This is a genomic window from Phaeobacter sp. LSS9, assembly GCF_003443595.1.
Taxonomy (GTDB): Bacteria; Pseudomonadota; Alphaproteobacteria; order Rhodobacterales; family Rhodobacteraceae; genus Phaeobacter; species Phaeobacter piscinae.
Window position 1 is genome coordinate 12,547 of record NZ_CP031960.1, and the last position, 17,601, is coordinate 30,147.

General features: G+C 56.9%; 17 protein-coding genes. 12 read left to right on the top strand and 5 right to left on the bottom strand.

The window, feature by feature from the left end; translation table 11 throughout:
- The first annotated feature begins 109 nt into the window (after positions 1 to 109).
- The 7 genes from D1820_RS18865 (at position 110) to D1820_RS18895 (ending at position 8,130) form a co-directional block, all read left to right on the top strand.
- Positions 110 to 1,063: a dihydrodipicolinate synthase family protein gene (locus D1820_RS18865; protein WP_118070821.1), complete on the top strand. Its 954-nt coding sequence runs from the start codon at positions 110 to 112 to the stop codon at positions 1,061 to 1,063.
- Positions 1,064 to 1,196: 133 nt separating this feature from the next.
- Positions 1,197 to 2,075, top strand: a complete 879-nt coding sequence (locus D1820_RS18870) for a DMT family transporter (RefSeq protein WP_162894137.1) — start codon at positions 1,197 to 1,199, stop codon at positions 2,073 to 2,075.
- Positions 2,076 to 2,300: 225 nt separating this feature from the next.
- The gene (locus D1820_RS18875) at positions 2,301 to 4,049 is read left to right on the top strand and encodes a hypothetical protein (RefSeq protein ID WP_118070784.1); all 1,749 of its coding nucleotides are present in this window, start codon (positions 2,301 to 2,303) and stop codon (positions 4,047 to 4,049) included.
- 357 nt (positions 4,050 to 4,406) lie between these two features.
- Complete coding sequence (locus D1820_RS18880; protein ID WP_254683424.1) at positions 4,407 to 4,670, top strand: alpha/beta fold hydrolase; 264 nt, start codon at positions 4,407 to 4,409, stop codon at positions 4,668 to 4,670.
- 305 nt (positions 4,671 to 4,975) lie between these two features.
- Entirely contained in the window at positions 4,976 to 6,652 is a 1,677-nt protein-coding gene (locus D1820_RS18885) for a serine hydrolase (RefSeq protein WP_118070786.1), read from the top strand.
- Positions 6,556 to 6,846, top strand: a complete 291-nt coding sequence (locus tag D1820_RS19310) for a hypothetical protein (RefSeq protein ID WP_371311723.1) — start codon at positions 6,556 to 6,558, stop codon at positions 6,844 to 6,846. The genes D1820_RS18885 and D1820_RS19310 overlap by 97 nt, the downstream gene beginning before the upstream one ends.
- Before the next feature lie 78 nt (positions 6,847 to 6,924).
- Positions 6,925 to 8,130: a helix-turn-helix transcriptional regulator gene (locus D1820_RS18895; RefSeq protein ID WP_162894138.1), complete on the top strand. Its 1,206-nt coding sequence runs from the start codon at positions 6,925 to 6,927 to the stop codon at positions 8,128 to 8,130.
- Positions 8,131 to 8,232: 102 nt separating this feature from the next.
- Here the strand turns inward: D1820_RS18895 and D1820_RS18900 are convergent, their stop codons facing one another.
- The gene (locus D1820_RS18900; RefSeq protein ID WP_254683425.1) at positions 8,233 to 9,105 is read right to left on the bottom strand and encodes a S9 family peptidase; all 873 of its coding nucleotides are present in this window, start codon (positions 9,103 to 9,105) and stop codon (positions 8,233 to 8,235) included.
- Positions 9,106 to 9,292: 187 nt separating this feature from the next.
- Here D1820_RS18900 and D1820_RS18905 point away from each other — a divergent pair, with 187 nt between their 5' ends.
- From D1820_RS18905 to repC, 4 genes are all read left to right on the top strand, one after another.
- Positions 9,293 to 9,898: an N-acetyltransferase gene (locus D1820_RS18905; RefSeq protein WP_118070794.1), complete on the top strand. Its 606-nt coding sequence runs from the start codon at positions 9,293 to 9,295 to the stop codon at positions 9,896 to 9,898.
- 598 nt (positions 9,899 to 10,496) lie between these two features.
- Positions 10,497 to 11,672, top strand: a complete 1,176-nt coding sequence (gene repA, locus D1820_RS18910) for a plasmid partitioning protein RepA (protein WP_118070796.1) — start codon at positions 10,497 to 10,499, stop codon at positions 11,670 to 11,672.
- Positions 11,672 to 12,649, top strand: a complete 978-nt coding sequence (repB, locus tag D1820_RS18915) for a plasmid partitioning protein RepB (protein ID WP_118070798.1) — start codon at positions 11,672 to 11,674, stop codon at positions 12,647 to 12,649. Before repA ends, repB begins: the two co-directional genes overlap by 1 nt.
- A gap of 184 nt (positions 12,650 to 12,833) precedes the next feature.
- Complete coding sequence (gene repC, locus D1820_RS18920) at positions 12,834 to 13,988, top strand: plasmid replication protein RepC (protein ID WP_118070800.1); 1,155 nt, start codon at positions 12,834 to 12,836, stop codon at positions 13,986 to 13,988.
- Positions 13,989 to 14,135: 147 nt separating this feature from the next.
- On the opposite strand, the gene D1820_RS18925 is transcribed toward repC, so the two are convergent.
- A complete protein-coding gene (locus D1820_RS18925; RefSeq protein ID WP_118070802.1) occupies positions 14,136 to 15,020 on the bottom strand; it encodes an alpha/beta fold hydrolase in 885 nt (294 codons plus the stop codon).
- An 85-nt stretch (positions 15,021 to 15,105) separates the two neighbouring features.
- Here D1820_RS18925 and D1820_RS18930 point away from each other — a divergent pair, with 85 nt between their 5' ends.
- Positions 15,106 to 15,663 carry a TetR/AcrR family transcriptional regulator gene (locus tag D1820_RS18930; protein ID WP_118070803.1) on the top strand — a complete coding sequence of 186 codons (558 nt, stop codon included), beginning with the start codon at positions 15,106 to 15,108 and terminating at the stop codon, positions 15,661 to 15,663.
- Positions 15,664 to 15,754: 91 nt separating this feature from the next.
- Here D1820_RS18930 and D1820_RS18935 read toward each other — a convergent pair whose 3' ends face one another.
- The 3 genes from D1820_RS18935 to D1820_RS18945 all read right to left on the bottom strand — a co-directional run bounded on the left by D1820_RS18935 (position 15,755) and on the right by D1820_RS18945 (position 17,600).
- Positions 15,755 to 16,054: a CcdB family protein gene (locus D1820_RS18935; protein ID WP_118070805.1), complete on the bottom strand. Its 300-nt coding sequence runs from the start codon at positions 16,052 to 16,054 to the stop codon at positions 15,755 to 15,757.
- Positions 16,054 to 16,290, bottom strand: coding sequence for a type II toxin-antitoxin system CcdA family antitoxin (locus D1820_RS18940; RefSeq protein ID WP_027246608.1), 237 nt, complete (start codon positions 16,288 to 16,290; stop codon positions 16,054 to 16,056). The genes D1820_RS18935 and D1820_RS18940 overlap by 1 nt, the downstream gene beginning before the upstream one ends.
- A gap of 395 nt (positions 16,291 to 16,685) precedes the next feature.
- Complete coding sequence (locus tag D1820_RS18945; protein ID WP_118070807.1) at positions 16,686 to 17,600, bottom strand: FAD:protein FMN transferase; 915 nt, start codon at positions 17,598 to 17,600, stop codon at positions 16,686 to 16,688.
- Position 17,601 lies beyond the last annotated feature (1 nt).

Consider the following 17,601-nt stretch of genomic DNA (forward strand, 5'->3'; position numbering starts at 1 on the left):
CACTTCTTTGGATTTGTTTTCTGCCCGGCTGATCGAAATGCTGGGCGCTGACCATTATGGCGGCCCCGCGCGGCGCGCTCCCGGCCATTCAGCGAACAAGGATCGGCGCATGAACTACTCAAGACACGAAGCGAAGGATTACGCCCGCGAGCACATGCAGGGTATCTGGGCTGCAGCCCTTAATCCGTTCAACACAGATCTGACTCTGAACGAGACCGGGCTACGTTCCAACATCCGCCATTGGATCGACGATTTGGACATTCAAGGCCTGTTCATCGCTGGCAAACAGGGCGAGTTCTTCTCGATGAGTCTGGAAGAGCGTAAGCGCAACTTTGAAATAGCCGTCGACGAATGCGGCGGCAAGGCGGGCACCATCATGTCGGTGTCCGACCAGAATTTCGACACCGTGCTAGAGCTGGCCAAACATGCCGAAAACTGCGGCGCGGATTACGTCGTGGTGCATGCCCCGGTGCTAAGCTTTGTGCAGGACAAGGGCGAAGTTCTCTACCAGTATTACAAGGCGCTTTGCGATCAGCTGAACATCGGCATTGCCATGTGGAGCCACCCTGACAGCGGCTACTTGATGCAGCCCGAAGAATGCGCCCGCATCGCCGAGCTGCCCAATATCGTCGCTATCAAATACTCAGTCCCACGCGAAATGTATGTGCGTCTGTCTCATATGGTAGGAGACAAGATCCACGTCTCCACCGCCTCAGAGGACGAATGGCTGGACAATATCGAAGAGCTGGACTGGAAGCTCTACCTCTGTTCCTCGCCGCCGTATCAGCTGCAAACCCGCAATGACCGGCGGATGCACGATTACACCCAGCTCGCTTTCCAAGGCAAATTCGCCGAGGCCCGCAAGCTGCGCGACAGCCTGAACCCCGTGCGCGAGGCAATCGCCCGCAGCCGCCCGGCGGATAAACCGCAGGCCTTCGGCAAATACTGGCAGGAGCTGCTGGGTCAGGTCGGCGGCCCGGTGCGCCATCCGATGCTGAACCTGACCGAGACAGAAAAAGCCACCATCCGCGAGGCGTTCGAGGGCTGCGGGCTGAAACTCTGAATGGACGTACCCGGCGGGCAGCGATCGCTCAATCCGGATCTGAAAGGCTCTGTTATCTCCAGGCCGCGCGGACAGAAGCCGCGCGGCCGTTTCTTTCGCCCCTGCCCGTAATTACCAACCATCTGAGGTCCCCGTGGGAGAGCTGTTCGCCTTGTTATCTGCCGCCTGCTACGGAATGGCCGGCGTCACCATCGCCCGCAGCCACAGCCAGCGACGGGGCGACGGCGGGGTGTTCCTGTCGGTGCTGATGACCACTCTTCTAACCGGGGCCCTGTGGCTGCTAGCCGGTCCGGCACCGGCACTACAGTCCAGCGTCCCCAATAAACAAGCGCTCGCCCTGTTCGCCCTGGCTGGTGTATTTGCCACCGTGCTCGGGCGACTATTTATGTACCGCTCCACCGAAATCCTGGGTCCGGTCGGTGCCGCAATGTTGCGCCGCCTGATCCCGTTCTTTGCTATCCCGCTTGCCATCCTGATGATCGGCGATTGGCCAGCCCCTGCCGAACTGGCCGGCGGGGTGCTGGTGGTGGCCGGGGTATTTGCCTTCGTGGGCCGTGCGGCGCCACTGGGAACCCCCGCAGGGGTGTTGCTGGGGTTGCTATCGGCGGCCAGCTACGCGCTCTCCTACAGCCTGCGTAAATTGGGGCTGCTGCAGCTGCCCGACCCGCTGCTCGCAACATGTGTCGGCGCCATGGCAGGTTGCCTGTGCTATGTCGGCTGGGCTTTATTAAGCGGCAGCACAGACAAGGGCACAAGGCTGCACGACCTGTTTGTAGACCGCAGCCCCGGGTTTCTCGGCACAGGGCTGTTGCTTTCAGCCGGGCAAACGCTGCAGCTTGCGGCCTTGCTGCATACCTCTGTCACCAGCGTCGCCCTGATAGGAGCACTCGACGTGCTGTTCAGCGCCCTGTTTGCCGCACTACTGCTGCGCCAGCGGCTCCGAGCGACGCCGCACGGAGTAATGGCGACACTGCTCGTTGGGTTTGGCAGCGCGTTGCTGCTCCTGAACTGACCTCGCCTTGGTCACGCTTGAAAACCGCCCTGATAGACCTCCCCTAATTGCGGCTTGGACGCAGAGCCTCAGCTTCAGGTATTCCATTTTTGGCTACCCAATTTCCCGGAATATTGACTGAGCAAGACCCCACGTGACGTAGGCTTTCGGGCAACGAGAACAGGCCGACGTAGCCGCAGCAACACCTGAGCAGCCGTATGTCAGCGCCAATAACAGGGGACCTCTATGCCTGAGTATTACCATCTGCCCTTATCCTTTACGCTGGCTGCGAGCCTGCTTACACCCATGGCCCAAGCTGCAGGTGGCGGTGGAGAGCCCGGTGTCATCGATATCCGCGACCCAATTGTGCAGCGCTGGTTCGAGGCTACGCCGCACAACCCACCTGCCCCACCTGAGCCAGGACGCGACTATGGCATGATCGGCGAAGCTGGTGCCTTTGTAGCGCCGAAAGCCTCACCGCTGTCGTCCTTTGCACCGAACTTCCCCGGCCAGCTGGAAGGTTGGGACCAGAATTTCTATGCCAAGAACGTCGATGTACTGGCCTTTTACCCGGCAGTGACCTCGCCCTGGCATGCATGGGCCAATGCCGTCGACATGGATGGCAAGCGCTATCTCTATACGCATGACCGCGATTACATGCGCGTGCTGGACATCACTGACCCCGCCAATGCCGTTGAGGTCTACAGCGATGGCGGCGTCTGGGGGCCTAAGGGTTCCAGTGAGGAATTCGACAGTAAGAACGTCACCGATTACTTCGGCGGCCTGACCATTGTCTGGCACGAGGGGCTGCAAAAGCATGTTGCGGTTGCGTCCTATGAAATCGGCCGCTTTGGCGTCATGGGCCGCAAATCCGAAGACGCCGAGGGCGTTGCCCTGGTGCGCAACTACACCTCGTTGAAAGGTTTCCGGGTTTTTGAGATGAACGGCCCGACCCCGGACGACTGGACCATGATCGCCGAACGCACCACCGACCGCGTCAACCCGGACGCCCCCATCGGTGAACAGCAGGGGTCAGGATCTCTGGATGCCCCGGCTTGGACTGGCGGTCGCTACATGGTGCTATCCGCAGCCCCCAAAGACAGCTTTGCGCTGACCGAATACCCCGACTATGTTCATTCGCCCGGCTATCAGATTTGGGACATGAGCGACCCTACCAACCCTGAATTTGTCAGCCAGCTGTCGGTGCCCGGGCAGGACATCGACTCTCCTGAAGACCTCGTGTCCTATCTAGAGAACCCACGCGCGGGCAACCGCACATCTTGGATGGGCTCGCGCAATCCGCTGGCCCTGCCTGTCCCGATCGAGGACGGCGGTACCGTTGGCTTTGGCGGCATGGGCGGACTTGGGTTCTGGACCTTCGATGTCAGCGATCCAGCCAACCCGACGCCGCAGGGTGACCTGCAAGTCGCGCCCAGCTTTGCCGGTACCGAGTTCGACAACGTCGATGTCAGCCAGTACGCCCGCACTGGGCATGTTTTCTCCAACGGCTACCCTATGAATTCAAATTGCTATGAGCCCTATAAAGACATCTTCTCAATCGACGTGTCCGACCCGGCCAACCCAGCTATTGCAGCCACATTCCCGCGCCCAACGCCGCCCACAGAGGCCGATTTCACCGACTATTGCCAGCGCGGTGGCAGTTTCGGGCCGAAACGCTCCGGCGGCATCGACCAGCCGGGAGGCGGGCGCGACGGAGTTGTGATCTACGCCTTCTACAACGCGGGGATCCAGATCTTCGACGTCGAGGACCCCGCCAAACCAAAGATCTCCGGCTATTATGTACCCGCCTTTCCCACCTCGGATGAAGTGCCAGACTGGACATTCGACAATGCCGTCTTTGCTGTGTTTGTGGAATATGACCGAAACATTATCTGGGCCTTTGCCGTGAACGGCGTCTATGCGTTGACCTCGCCGCTTTTGGGTGAACCGCTGACTAGCCTTCCCAAGATACCTTGGCCACCGCGCAAGCGTTAAGCCTAGGCGGCCGCTGAGGTAGCCGGACAAAGACCGACCTACGACAGCATCCAGCGCCTTGAGGGCACGGTCACCGACAATGCACTACACACGCAACCTCCGCTTATCTTCCAACGCATTGGAGACGAAGTCCAAGAAACAACACTGATTGGCGCGCGGTGGCACCAGAATAAGCCACCGCAGGCTCAGCCACGAACAGGTGAGTGATCATGGGCTGCCTGTCCTTCTTCGCCGCCATGATCCTGCTCATCTCCATTCTCATTCTGGCGCCCGACGTAGCGCTGTGGCTGCTGGAGTAGATGCGCTGATGTCGACTCTTCCCTATCAACATGCCGACTCCGGCCCGGTTCTGTGCTGGTGCATGGATACCTGGGCGGCGCCACTCAGTGGCAGAGCGAGATCGACGCCTTCAGCAGCGAGTATGTGATCGCACCCAACCTTCCGGGGTTTGGCGCCGCCACCGGCCTGCTCGGTTGCAGCACCATTGCCGCAATGGCAGAGGCCGCGCTCGGCCTACTCAACGGTCTGGATGTTTCAGACTTCATCCTGATGAGCCATTCCATGGATGGCATGATTGCCCAAGAAATGGCAGCGGCCCGGCCCGCAGCAGGCAGTCCCTAATTCTTATCCAATGATATTAGGCGCATTGATAAACCCCCAAAATGGCGAGTCTGGTTTCAAAACCTTTCCCATGCAAAGGCTTGCGGAGCGGAAAACAACCTGCGGGAAAACCTCTGGAACCGGCAATACACGTAGTTAGGAAAGATCGGTTCCTTATCTCAGGGAGTTTCTCACGGTGATGTAACATGGGTACAGATGAATTTGTCCGTCCCGACCGATCCGGACGCCAGCATAAACTCCCTGTGACAGGTGGGTAAAGCGGACCAATTGGTTCGGTTTTCTCGCATCAACACAAGGATACTGACATGTCCCATTTCGACCCAGCTGCACTGAAAGAGGCACCAATCCATGCATTGCTGGATTTCGCGGAGAACAGCCCGGCACCTGCTGTCTTGATTGAAATTGCCCGCGGCGGACTGTCGGTACACAATGCCTCCGGCACGGTTGAACGGGGCGGAGACCAAGCCGCCAGTACCTCCAATCAGTTTGAAATCGGATCGCAGACCAAGATGATGACTTCGGTCATTGTGCAGCAGTTGGTTGGTGAAGGGGTGATCGATTTTGATGCGTCGCTCGCAGGCCAAATGGACCTGACAGGTTTAGAAGGCATTTCAAATATCAACGAAGTCACCGTGCGGGAGCTGCTGGCTAACCGCTCCGGAATCCCTGACTTTGATACTGTGCCAGGCCAATCCGGTAACCCGGCATTCATTGAATTGCTTCTGCTGGATCCTGACCGTCCCGTTGGTGTCGACGAACTTCTAGCGATCGCTTCTGGGGAGCCTGCGTCCTTCGCCCCGGGGGAGGCATATGAATACTCGAACACCAACTTCCTGCTGTTGCAGAAGCTGATTGAACAGGTCACCGGAGACAGCTTCGGCCAGGTTCTCGAAGACCGCATTTTTTCAGCGGCGGGTATGAAGGACAGCGCGTTGCGGTCAGACGGGCGCGCAGAGAACCTGTTGCACTCCTATGCGGAACTCTCCCCGGGACAAATCCTGGATGTGACCGATGTAAAGATGGATTTCGGCGCGGCTGGCGGTGTCGTCTCGACCACATCCGACATGATCCGCTTCTTTGACGCTTTACTGGTGTCGCGCAGCCTGTTGTCCGCCGAGCAAATGGAGGAGATGCTGGACTTCAGGGCACCGGATGGAACGCCTGGCGTGGAAGGCGAAAGCCTTGGCCTTTCATCTGGAGAGATCTTCGGGCAGCAGTTTATCGGTTTCCAAGGCGGGACGTTGGGCACAAATACCGCAACGTTCCTTCATGTTGAGTCTGGCACGATATTTTCCATTGCTGCGTCCCATTCGAACGCAGAACCGACTAACCTATTGGTCGACGCGTTTGCAGCCGTGTACAATGATGATGCATGGGTCAATTTCGACCCAACGGCCGAGAGCTTTACCATTGTCGGCACTGCCGCTGAGATTACACTCACCGAAGATAGCGATGCCCCCGGTGGCCCCCAGACAGTTTTTGCACTTGGTGGCGCTAGCCTGACCTTTGATCAAGGGATCGCGGAGTTTGATACCGGGCGTTTCAGTTTTCAGGATGGCTCAACACTGTGGATCGGCGCGCAATCTGCGGATCACTTTGACATATTGCAGCACGCGCCGAACTCCGCGCAGGGCGATAACCAGCTTATCGGGCTACAAGGAAATGATCATTTGCGCGGCGGGTATGGCAGTGACAAAATTGATGGTGGCAGCGGGCATGATCATCTGAGAGGGCGTGCAGGAAACGATACACTGGAAGGAGGACGTGGCAGCGACTTTCTCGTTGGAAATCGAGGTGACGATAGCCTGAGCGGCGGCGCAGGAAGCGACCATCTGCGCGGCGGAAAAGGCGATGACATACTATCGGGGGCGACAGGACTGACATACTGCGCGGCGGTGCAGGAAACGATACATTGGAAGGCGGCGCCGGACGCGACTACCTTCGAGGAGGCAAAGGCGCGGATACATTCATATTTCAACTAGATTCCGGTCGAGACCTCATCTTTGATTTCAATGCTGAAAAGGACCAATTGGATTTCTCACAGACCGGGTTGATTTATGAGGATTTGGAGATCCGCACGTTCGGCAACCATACGCAGATCAGCTATGCTGATGTCGAAGTCTTGATCTTTGCAACTTCGCTTGAGCCCTTGACGGAAGACAGTTTTATCTTCTGAACCCGGCAAGAAGACATGCAGGGCCTACATAGGCATCAATCGTGTGGGCTCTGCCATCATCTGGATACTCGTCACCTTATGACCCTCACAGAGCTGAATTTTGATCAAGAGACATTCCGCCTGGCCGCCGCCGCCGGACTACTGGTAATGTCGACATTCTGCGCCCATCTGTTGTTACTTCCCGACCGGTATCGGCAGGTCCGGCTGCCATTGGCGCTGTTCTTTGCCGCCCAGTCCATTGAGCTGCTGGCCTTACCCGTCTCATATCTTCTGCCGGGTGGTGAACTCGGGCTGATGAACCTTGTGTTTGCGCTGGTGGAGATCCCGATGAACATGAGCCAGCCTTTTCTACTCTGGCTCTATGTCCAACGTCTGACGCGTGACCCGACTGAGACATTCGCCGGTCCGCGCCCAGTGTGGCACGGTCTGCCTATCGGGTTTGCTTGTGTGCTCTATTTTTACATATTGCTTTTACCAGCGCCCTTACAGGCAGGTCTGCTACCGGGTGCAAAAGACCTGGTGATATGGCAGAGCATTGCTATGGTCGGTCTTTATGGTGCGACGATCTTGTTTTACGTCTTGGTGCTGATCTACTCTGTAATGATCTTGTGGCGGCTTAGCCGGTATAAAACGCGCCTGAAAGATCTCTTTGCCAGCACCGAAAATCGGGAGTTGGGCTGGGCGCGATGGTTAGCAATCTCCGTCGTCGCGTTCTGGGCGTTTAACGTCATCGCGATTGTGGTGTCAGAGTTCAACCTGAATTTTCCAGGAGCATCTGCATTTGATTCACTCTTAGCGGCGATTATTGTCAGATACACGCTGACGTGGAGTATCGCCCTTTGGGGGATGCGTCAGCGACCGGGAATTGTGCCACCCCATAAAACGATATCGGTTAGTACTGTGTCGGAACGCCCGTTGCGGAAATACGGCAGGTCCGGGCTGAGTGACGCCCGCCTTGACCGGATTGCCACGAAGATTGAGGCCCTGATGAAAGATGAACACCTTTACCTGCAGCCCGATCTTTCCCTTTGGGATCTGTCAGACAGGATTGGCGTCACCACGCATTATACGTCCCAGGCACTCAACGAAAAAATCGGCCAACGGTTTTTTGACTACATAAATCATTGGCGTATCCAGGATGCAAAAAACAGACTGCGCAGTAGCGACGCGACTATCTTGGCAATTGCCTACGATGTCGGGTTCAATTCGCGCTCGTCGTTCTACACGGCATTCAAACGTGAACTGGGGCTGACCCCTTCGCAATACCGGTCAAAGATGACCTGACCAACATGGTCATGCCAACATTAGTATTCGACCAACCAGCAGATGCTAAATGCACAAGGTTGGGGCTGAGGGTCGCAACCATCATAACGGGATCCCTAAATACTAAATTTGGTTCCGCTCCTTGATCCAACCAGTGATCTCATCCAGAGCACCGGGCGCGAAGGCAAACCGCCCCTCAGCGAGGAATCGCGCGATCGCAAATGGCGACCAGTCTTCGGTTAGCTGCCAGTTGTAGGCGGCGGACTTAAGCAGACCGTGCGTTGCAGCCGGCCAGAGAATGATTTTGTTGTGAACGCCTCCCGCTTCCAATGACTTTCTATAGAGTGCAGCGTCATTTTCAGCATCAACATTCAAGTCATCCGCCCCCCAAATAGCAAGCAAAGGAAGGTCAAGCTGCGCCAGGTCCAATCGTGCGTCGGCATCTCGATTTTCACGAATAAAGTGCCATCGATCCACCGACATGCCGGTCGGCGCATTCTCAACCTGCGCTTCCGAACCAAACGCATAGTCGTCGGCGATAGTCTGAGCCACGATAATATCCTGAACCATCTGGGGATCCAGGCCATCCTGGGCCAGCCGCACGCGCGTGTAATAGTCTCCCTGATCTCGCCAAGATACCGCAGGGCCCACCAGAACCAAAAAGTCAGCATCCCGGCGTGTGAGCTGCGGTAAAACCCATCCGGCTTGAGAGAACCCCACTGCTCCCAAAGCCATATCGTCAAAGCGTTGATTTAACAGACTCAGGGCAGCACGGATTTCAGAGGCACGGTCTGCCATAGATTGATGCAGCCAGTTGCCATCAGATGCGCCGACACCGGGTTTATCCCAAGACGCGACGGCGATACCTTGATCGAGAAAGACGTTGATGAGTGGAGCGTAACCTCCACCAGCAACGCGGTCTTGTGGACCATCGCCATGAACTAAGGCGACCGCTGCATGAGCGGCCCGCTCTGGAAGCCAAAGCGTTCCCGAAATTGACGCCCCCCCGGAAGTGAAATTGAATCTCTCACTTTGGCGCCAATCGAGATCATGATCGCTAAGGCGCCAAACAACCAGGGCTACTAAGACTGTGACCCCCAGGGCGCACGCTACGATCCACTGCCGTATCAATTGAAATCGCCCTGAAAGTTGCCATCTGACAGATAGATAAGGAGACGCCCTGATGAATACAATCCGGCCATCACCATCCTTTCAGGTTGAACCCGGTTTCCGACCGGAGCATCGCAGGTCTGTAGCGCATGGATATTGGCGTGCTTTTTCTCGCAAATTACGCTATCCGCTCGGGCCACAGGCAAAAGCGATCGATTTTCTCGAGCGCGTCATGAATCCGTCCCACGCCATTAGCGCGGTTTCGCAAGACGGTGCTTTTCTTGGTGTCGCGGGCTTCAAGACGCCAGATAGCGCATTTGTAGCAGGAGATTATGGAGATTTGCTTGCAACTTATGGATGGGTCTCAGCTGCACTGCGTGGACTGTTGATAGGAGTGTTGGAGCGTGACTGCACACCGGGCACATTGCTGATGGACGGTATTTTCGTCGAGCCTGACGCGCGCGGGCAAGGCATTGGCAAGATATTGCTGTACGAGGTCGAAAAGCGCGCCAGATCAATGCAGCTTCTAAGAGTGCGCTTGGATGTGATCGACAGCAACCCCCGCGCCCGCGCGCTCTATGAGCGGGAAGGTTTCATCGAACAATCAGTCACATCGCTTGGCCCCCTCAATCTTCTCTTTGGGTTTTCCAGCGCGACCGAAATGGTGAAATCAATTTGAGGTCTTTAACGCTAAGATCTCCTGGTTTCGGCTTATTAGCATGTTTCAAGGCACCGAGACGCGCGATGAATGTGTCTTAACCCTTCTGGCTGACAAATGGTGGGATGGTGGTCTTGTCTCTTTCGTCCCCAAGTGATGCGATCAATGCCGTGTCGGTGGTCTGCCTTCATTGATCAAACTGATGTTCACTATATAGACTTATTAACATGTATAGGAGCGTCGTCTGTCTACGCTTGGCACAATGCGCGGTATACCCGAGGGACGACCGGGAAATGACGTCCGAAAGCCCCCCCTACCCTACTGATCTTGAACCAGATCTACATTTGCAACGGGTAGACCGGCGACACAACATTCACCTGAGGCATACCCTGCAAGCTCAGATCAAATTGCAAAATTAGGGTCTGATTCAGGCTCTTTACAGCTTATCACCTGTGGCGCAGATACTGCTTGGTGCAGTGTTTCCGCTGAAAATCGACCCTTTGGGGCCATTCTGCCTGCTTTTGGTAAGAATCTGTTGCCAAGTCGAGCCAACTCGTCATAAATAACGGTAAATACAGCTCTGGCGAAAAAGAGCGTTACCATATAGGACGAGGCAGCAGTGACAGGGTCCACGACAATAAACCACCGCATCCGCGACAATGCCGAACGGCTCGCGGCGGCGCTGGAGAGCCACATGCTCAAGAGCTTTGCGCCCGATGCGCGTAAGGAACTGCGCCTGTTCAGCGCAGGTGAAGCTGCTGATCTCTTGGGAATTTCGGCAAGCTTTCTGCGCAAGCTGCATTTTGACGGCCGCATTCTCGATGTTCATACCACCCCCGGTGGGCGGCGTCACTATTCCGCCGAAGACCTAGTGGCAATCCGCCATACACTTGAAAGCACGGCCAAAACGCCTGGCACCTATCTGCCCGGTCGCCGCGAGGGCGACAAGGTTCAGGTGCTGTCTTTCCTGAACTTCAAAGGCGGATCTGGCAAGACCACCAGCTCGATCCACACCGCACAGCGGCTCGCGCTCAAGGGCTATCGCGTGCTTGCGGTGGATATCGACCCGCAAGCCTCGCTGACAACGCTGTTTGGCTATCGACCCGAGTATGATTTCCTGGACTCCGGCACGATCTACGATGCGATCCGCTATGATGATCCGGTGCCGCTGCAACAGATCATCCAGAAGACCTATTTCACCGGCATTGATCTGGCCCCGGCCGGGTTGATGCTGCAGGAATTTGAACACGAAACACCGCAGGCGTTGATCAACAATGTTCAGCCGCCCTTCTTTGCCCGCATGGCGGCGGTGCTGCAGGAGGTTGAGGCGGATTATGACGTAATCCTCTTCGACTGCCCGCCCCAGCTTGGCTATCTGACAATGTCGGCGCTTTGTGCCTCGACCGGGGTTCTGATCACGGTTGTCCCCAACATGCTTGATGTCGCTTCAATGTCGCAGTTCCTGCAGATGAGCGCAGATCTTCTGGACGTGGTTGGCAACGCCGGCGCGCAAATGGAGTTCGATTTCCTGCGCTTCCTGATCAACCGGTATGAGCCCAACGACGGGCCGCAACAACAGGTGGTTGCCTTCCTCAGGCAACTCTTTGGTAAAGAAGTCATGACCGCGCATATGCTTAAATCTACTGCAGTTTCTGACGCGGGCCTCACTCAGCAAACTGTCTATGAAGTAGAGCGTACGCAGTTCCATCGAAATACTTACGATCGTGCAATAGACTCTCTCAACCAAGTCAATGAAGAGATCGAAACGCTTATTCAACATGCATGGGGTCGCTAATGGCACGCAAAGGAATTCTCAGCTCTGACACCACTCCGACCACCGCCTCACGGCCCGAGCCAAAGACCCGAATGATGCCACGGGGCGCGGTCGGGGCCCTGCAATCCTCGCTGACGCGGCTGCAGGAAAACGCGGTACAGGACATCGACGCCGCGCTGATCGATGATGCGGGGCTTGAGGACCGTTTGGGTCTGGATGATGCCGCGCACCGTCAACTGGTCGAAAGCCTGCGCACCTATGGCCAGCAGGTGCCCGTTCTGCTGCGCCCCAATACCAAGGTTCAGGGACGATTTGAGATCGTCTATGGTCGCCGACGGCTGAAAGCGCTGCGTGAGCTGGGGGTGCCGGTCAAGGCAATGATCCGCCAGCTGGATGACCATGCCCTCGTGATGGCGCAGGGTCAGGAAAATACGGCACGTCAGGATCTGTCGTTTATTGAAAAGGCATCATTCGCCGCGCAATTGCAGGACAGTGGCTATGACCGGCAGACAATCGCCGCAGCACTGTCAATTGATATGCCGATGGTGTCGCGCATGTTGAAGGTGGGCACAGCCTTTGACTTGGATTTCCTCCGTCAGATCGGCTCTGCGCCTGGCATTGGCCGCGAACGCTGGATGGCGCTGGCCAAGGCGATGCAGGAGCCGGGAGCGCGCGCCCGTGTGCTGGACCGAATGCGCACGCCCAACTTTCCGGCCGCGCCGTCCGATGCCCGGTTTGAGGCGGCATTGGCCCTTGCAAAACAGTCCAGCAGCACAAAACCAAAACCCAAATCCGCCAAGGCCCCTGCCCCACCTGCCCGAGTGCTTGACGGGCCGAATGGCCGCCCTCTGGCTGACCTGCGCCGCAGTAGCAAGGGCGTTTCGGTGACGATCGCGGCCAAAGACAACGCAGAGTTTGACGCATGGTTTGAAGCAAATGCTGAGACCCTGCTGAACGAACTTCACGAGCGTTTCACGACAGAAACGTCGGAAGAGTAACAAACAACAGGCAAGAGACAGGAAAGGAGGCACGAACCCCGGCAAGAAAAAAGCCCCCCAGGACATACATCCCAGAAGGCTCATTTCAAACTTAGCATCCTTGAAATACCCCCTTCGAATCATTGTTGTCAACTCTGTGCGCAGCACAGGGGCGGATGATTTTTGCCTTTTCGTGAAAAAATCTATGAAACATGCTTCCCAAGTTGCGTTTGGGATGGCGGAGCCCTGTGCCCTGCCCTCCGTAGACAAATGGGACATCCTCTCGGCGTTGACCAAGGCAGCGCCCGAATTTGGTGTGTCTCATCGAACGCTCAGCGTTCTGAAAGCTCTGATGACGTTTATGCCAGATCAGATGATTGCGGCAAAACGCGGTGGCGCAGTGGTCTTTCCATCGAACCGGAAACTCAGCGAGCGTTTGAACGGAATGCCCGAAAGCACATTGCGGCGTCATCTTGCCAAGCTGGTTGAGACTGGAATTGTCTGCCGTCAAGATAGCCCTAATCGCAAACGCTTTGCCCGCAACATCGGCACGAACCGTGCGGTGGCCTACGGGTTTGACCTATCCCCGCTCGCTGTCCACGCTGCGCAGGTACAGGCGACCGCAGCAGAGGCTGCTCTGAAGGCCGCGCGTATTGCCGTGCTACGGGATCGGCTCGCCCTGTTACGGCAAGAAATCCTGGCATCCCATCAACAGCTGCCCCCCCTGCCCCAAGAAACACTGGAGCGCGCCCGCCTGTCACTGCGCCGCCGCGCAGATGAGGCAGATCTATGTGCGCTGATCAATGACCTGACTGATATCGCCGCAACCCTCCCTGCCGTGCAGACACAAGACAGCCAACTGGAAACACGCGCTGAATCAGAAGGAATGAGCGGCAGCGACAGCCAGAATGAACGGCACATACAGTATTTAAATAAATCTATTTCTGACTCTGAAGGATCCTATCAACCTGGAACCACAGAGGCTGAGGATGCAACAGCGCACAGCATGGAAGAGCCACTGCAAGATGTTCTGTCGTCCTGTCAAGAATATAGGCAGTTCTTTCCCGATGGCATTAGGTCTTGGCATGATCTCACACGTACAGCCAGCCAGCTGGTCCCGATGATGGGGATTGAACAACCCGTCTTTCACGAAGCGCAGCACATTATGGGCAGTCAGACAGCCTCTACGCTGATCCTGTGTATGCTTGAGAGACTTGGAGAGATCCGCAGCCCCGGTGCCTATCTCCGCCGTCTATCGCAAAAAGCGCAAGTCGGGCAGTTTTCAATCAAAACAATCATCGCATCAATAAGAAAACGACAGAAATTGTCAGCTGACAATTTTGAAGCTGTCCGGAGCTGATCCAATGTTGCGTGATACAGTACCCGCTCACTTATGCACGTCACTCCCTAGGTCTCAGTAGCGTACAGATCGACCGATTATGATGAGCTGAGACTACACATATCGAAAAATTGTCAGCTGACAATTTCAAGAGAAAGAGCAGAAAGATCACGCGTTCACTACGTCAGTATCGTCATTCGCGGTCTCGGAAAGCACCAGCAAATCACTCCAGACTGCTTCGTTGCCCGCCCCAAGTAGCTCGATATGGCCAAGGAACCTGTGATCATAGTCCGCAGGATCAAACGTGACAAAACACCCGCCACAATCGCGCAGAGTGTCCGCATAGCGTTGAACGCCACTTGGCGGCACAACCACGTCGTCCTTGGCAACGCAAATCCGAAGCTGGGGCAGGGGGCGTTTGTAATCTGGTCGGGGCAGGGCGCTACCGATATCACTAGCAAAGAAATCACGACGGGTGCACCAGCGGCGCCACTGCCAATAAACCCCGGCAGGCAGATCGGAACCAAACCCCAGCGATTTTCCAGGCAGGTAACCCATCAGCGCCGTTGCCAGTGGACCGAGCAGAAACCAAAAGGTCAAAACCAAGGGGCGATAGCTCCACGGATGGTCCCAATGATAGGCAAAACCGCTGCCGATGGTGGTAATCCGGGTCACGCGGGGATCGTAGTCATGGAAGGCTACGCCAAGCCCGCCCAGCGAATGTCCCAAAACCCAGATAGGCCCATGAGGAGCCAAATTCATAAGGGCCGACAAGGCCGCGCTTTGATCGTCTAGCATCCAGTCCGCCATTGTCAGCGGGCTGTCTTTCTGGTGTCGGTTCAGACTTTCGCCAAAGTCACGATAATCATAGGTCAGCACGTTCAGACCTTGTTGCACCGCCCACTGTGCGAAATGGCGATAAAATCGCTGTGGAACACCGGTGGCACCGTTCAGGACCAAAGAGGCGCGAGGAGTTCCACTGGCCTGATAGAAGGTGCCTATTATCGTTGATCCTGCGTAGGGGATCGTGACTTTCTCAGCGGCCTGTTCCATCAGATTTTCTCGGATTCCATTGCCTAGACCACTTGGTCTATAGCAGCCGTAGACCGTCCGGTCTACGTGCGATAGAGGTGACGCTATGTCATCAAGTGAGAACCGCGATAAACTGATCCGCATCGCTTCCCGGCTGTTTCGCAGCAAAGGCTATGATGGGGTTGGGCTAAAAGAGATCCTTGTGGCGGCAGAACTGCCCAAGGGGTCGCTGTACTATCATTTTCCGGGCGGCAAAGTCGAACTGGCCGATGCGGCGACGCGTTGGGCGGGCGACTGGGTGGCGCGGATGCTCGGCCAGTGTTTCGACGTCGCCACAAGTTTTGAAGAGGGCGGTGTGAAGGCTTGCGAAGCGCTTGCCGCAGCTGCTGAGCATAATGACAGCGTTCCCGCCTGTCCTGTGGTCAGCATCCTTCAGGCGGCGCTATCCGAACCAGCGCTGCGCAAAACCGCTGAAGAAATCTACGATACATGGACGGCGGGTCTGGTCGGGCAGGCGAAACGCTTCGGGGTTGCCGACGCTCAGCAGGCGGCGCTGTCGCTGCACATGCGACTGCAGGGAGCGTGGATCATTGCCTATGCTCAGCAATCCGGCGCGCCTTTTCATCATCTGGCAGCCGAGCTGCGCCAGAGGCTGCCAAGCTGATCTGCAACGTAGATGCGGGCAGGGTAGGGGGCTCGGAAATTGTCAGCTGACAATTTTCATCACAATTGGGCGGTCGGACAGAGAACGCCCCTCAGATCCCCATCAGTGCGAGATCAAGAGCCTGCATGACATCTCTGTCACAGGATGCGAGGTTCAGAACAGGCGTTTTCAGCAGCGACGCGGGAACGGCCGAGAGGAACTGCGTCACCATCACATAGCGTCCTGAGCGAATGTCAAATATCGGGTTCAGCCGCTTTGCCGGGGCCGGTGCAACATCAAGCGGCATCAGCGGCACAACGATCCGCGTGTTCAGGCTCTCAAGAAGATCAGCCTGAACATCCAAAAGGTACCCGGCGCTGTCGGGGCTGGTGTAGACGTCGAACCGGGCCATCAGAAGGGGCGATAGCGATCGAGAGGCAGGCCATTTTCCTCGACCCACCGGTTTGACGATTGCAGGGCAGCCGCGTTTTCGCGTTTCCACTCTTCGGTCTTGGCTTGCTGTACGGCCTGCCGCAAACCCGCTTCAGCCGCCTGGGACAGATTGATCCCAAAAGCGCGCGCCTCGGACAAAAGCCCCTGATCCAAGGTCAGATTCGTCGGTTTTTTTGGTGCGGACTGTGACTGCATGGATCCACCTATTTCATGCGCATGATACATGCGCAGTCTCTCTGTGGTCAAGTTTTTAGCCAGAGTACGTGTGGATATTTCGGCCCCCTCTGCTGTTGCTCCGCGTCGGCAATGCATCAGAAAGTGAAAGCGTCCTTCGGATTTCCGAGTGACGGATGAGGATCTTCCGGGTCCCTCGGACAGGTCTTGGCTAGGTTCGGCTCTTAAGGGGCAATCCCATGCAAGTAGCTGCCTTGCCAATGCTGCGCGCGATGGCTCGTTCGCCTCCGATCCACATGCGCCACAAGCGATGCTCGACGCTCAAAATCCAACTATATTGCGTCATCCACAAACCTCAAAAGGCATGTCTGCACCGCGAACCGTGCTCGCACGCAGACATTAATGACCATAAGCGCCTATCCCGGGGCTAGGGCAGCCTCGACCTTTGCATCTTTGAAACCGGCCACGCAGGCGTCAATCTCCGCACGGCTGTCCAACAGGCAAGCCGCAGTAGACAGCGCATCGGCCAGCGCGGCAGAATCAGCAGAAATCGAGACCTCGCGCCAGATATTACGCGCCGGGGTGCCGTTGCGCGGGTCAAGGATATGCCCGCGCGACGCCTTTTCGTCAAAGGTCGTGCCGAGCGGGGCAGAGGTGGCCAAAGCACGTGATGCCAAGGGCACTTGCCCGCCAGAGGTCAACCTCACAGGCCAGGCATGCCCATCCGGGTGACTACCGAGCGCGCGGAGTTCTCCTGTGTCGATCAGAACGTTGCTGAGACCTTCTGACTCAAGAAAGCGTGCCACGCGGTCCGCGATATAGCCCTGCGCAATACCGTTCAGGGTCAGCGCCATGCCCTGTCCCAACGCAATACGACCTTCGGCAATTTCGACTCTCTGCCAGCCCATACGTGCCCGAGCATGTTGCAGTGCCTGTACCGTTGGCGCATCGCCTAGCGCTGAGGCCTTGGCGTAGGCCGCCCAAAGCGGCTGAACCGTGGGGTCAAACGCCCCGCCACTGGAGCGGTGCACGGCTGCCGCCAACGATAGGCATTCCAGCAGTTCGAAGGGCGGCGCCTGCACCGCGCCGGTACGGTTCAACTGCATCAAGGCGCTGTCCGGCCGGTACAGGCTAAAGATATCCTCGAGCCGCGAAATCTCGGTGGCGACCCGCGCGCTGATCGCTTCGGCGTCTGGATGCGACAGGCGCAGCGTCGTGCGCGCGCCAAGGGCGACACCTTGCCACACATGGACAGGCTGCGCAGCGGTGCCAAGACTGGAGAATGCAGCAGCAGCAGCGCTGATCGTGAGGAAATGGCGGCGATTTGTCATG

Coding starts and splice junctions, on each gene's coding strand:
- D1820_RS18945 (WP_118070807.1), bottom strand. CDS start 17,600: ATGACAAATCGCCGCCATTTCCTCACGATCAGCGCTGCTGCTGCTGCA.
- D1820_RS18935 (WP_118070805.1), bottom strand. CDS start 16,054: ATGGCCCGGTTCGACGTCTACACCAGCCCCGACAGCGCCGGGTACCTT.
- D1820_RS18930 (WP_118070803.1), top strand. CDS start 15,106: ATGTCATCAAGTGAGAACCGCGATAAACTGATCCGCATCGCTTCCCGG.
- D1820_RS18925 (WP_118070802.1), bottom strand. CDS start 15,020: ATGGAACAGGCCGCTGAGAAAGTCACGATCCCCTACGCAGGATCAACG.
- repC (WP_118070800.1), top strand. CDS start 12,834: ATGAAACATGCTTCCCAAGTTGCGTTTGGGATGGCGGAGCCCTGTGCC.
- D1820_RS18895 (WP_162894138.1), top strand. CDS start 6,925: ATGACCCTCACAGAGCTGAATTTTGATCAAGAGACATTCCGCCTGGCC.
- D1820_RS18940 (WP_027246608.1), bottom strand. CDS start 16,290: ATGCAGTCACAGTCCGCACCAAAAAAACCGACGAATCTGACCTTGGAT.
- D1820_RS18865 (WP_118070821.1), top strand. CDS start 110: ATGAACTACTCAAGACACGAAGCGAAGGATTACGCCCGCGAGCACATG.
- D1820_RS18875 (WP_118070784.1), top strand. CDS start 2,301: ATGCCTGAGTATTACCATCTGCCCTTATCCTTTACGCTGGCTGCGAGC.
- D1820_RS18905 (WP_118070794.1), top strand. CDS start 9,293: ATGAATACAATCCGGCCATCACCATCCTTTCAGGTTGAACCCGGTTTC.
- D1820_RS18885 (WP_118070786.1), top strand. CDS start 4,976: ATGTCCCATTTCGACCCAGCTGCACTGAAAGAGGCACCAATCCATGCA.
- repB (WP_118070798.1), top strand. CDS start 11,672: ATGGCACGCAAAGGAATTCTCAGCTCTGACACCACTCCGACCACCGCC.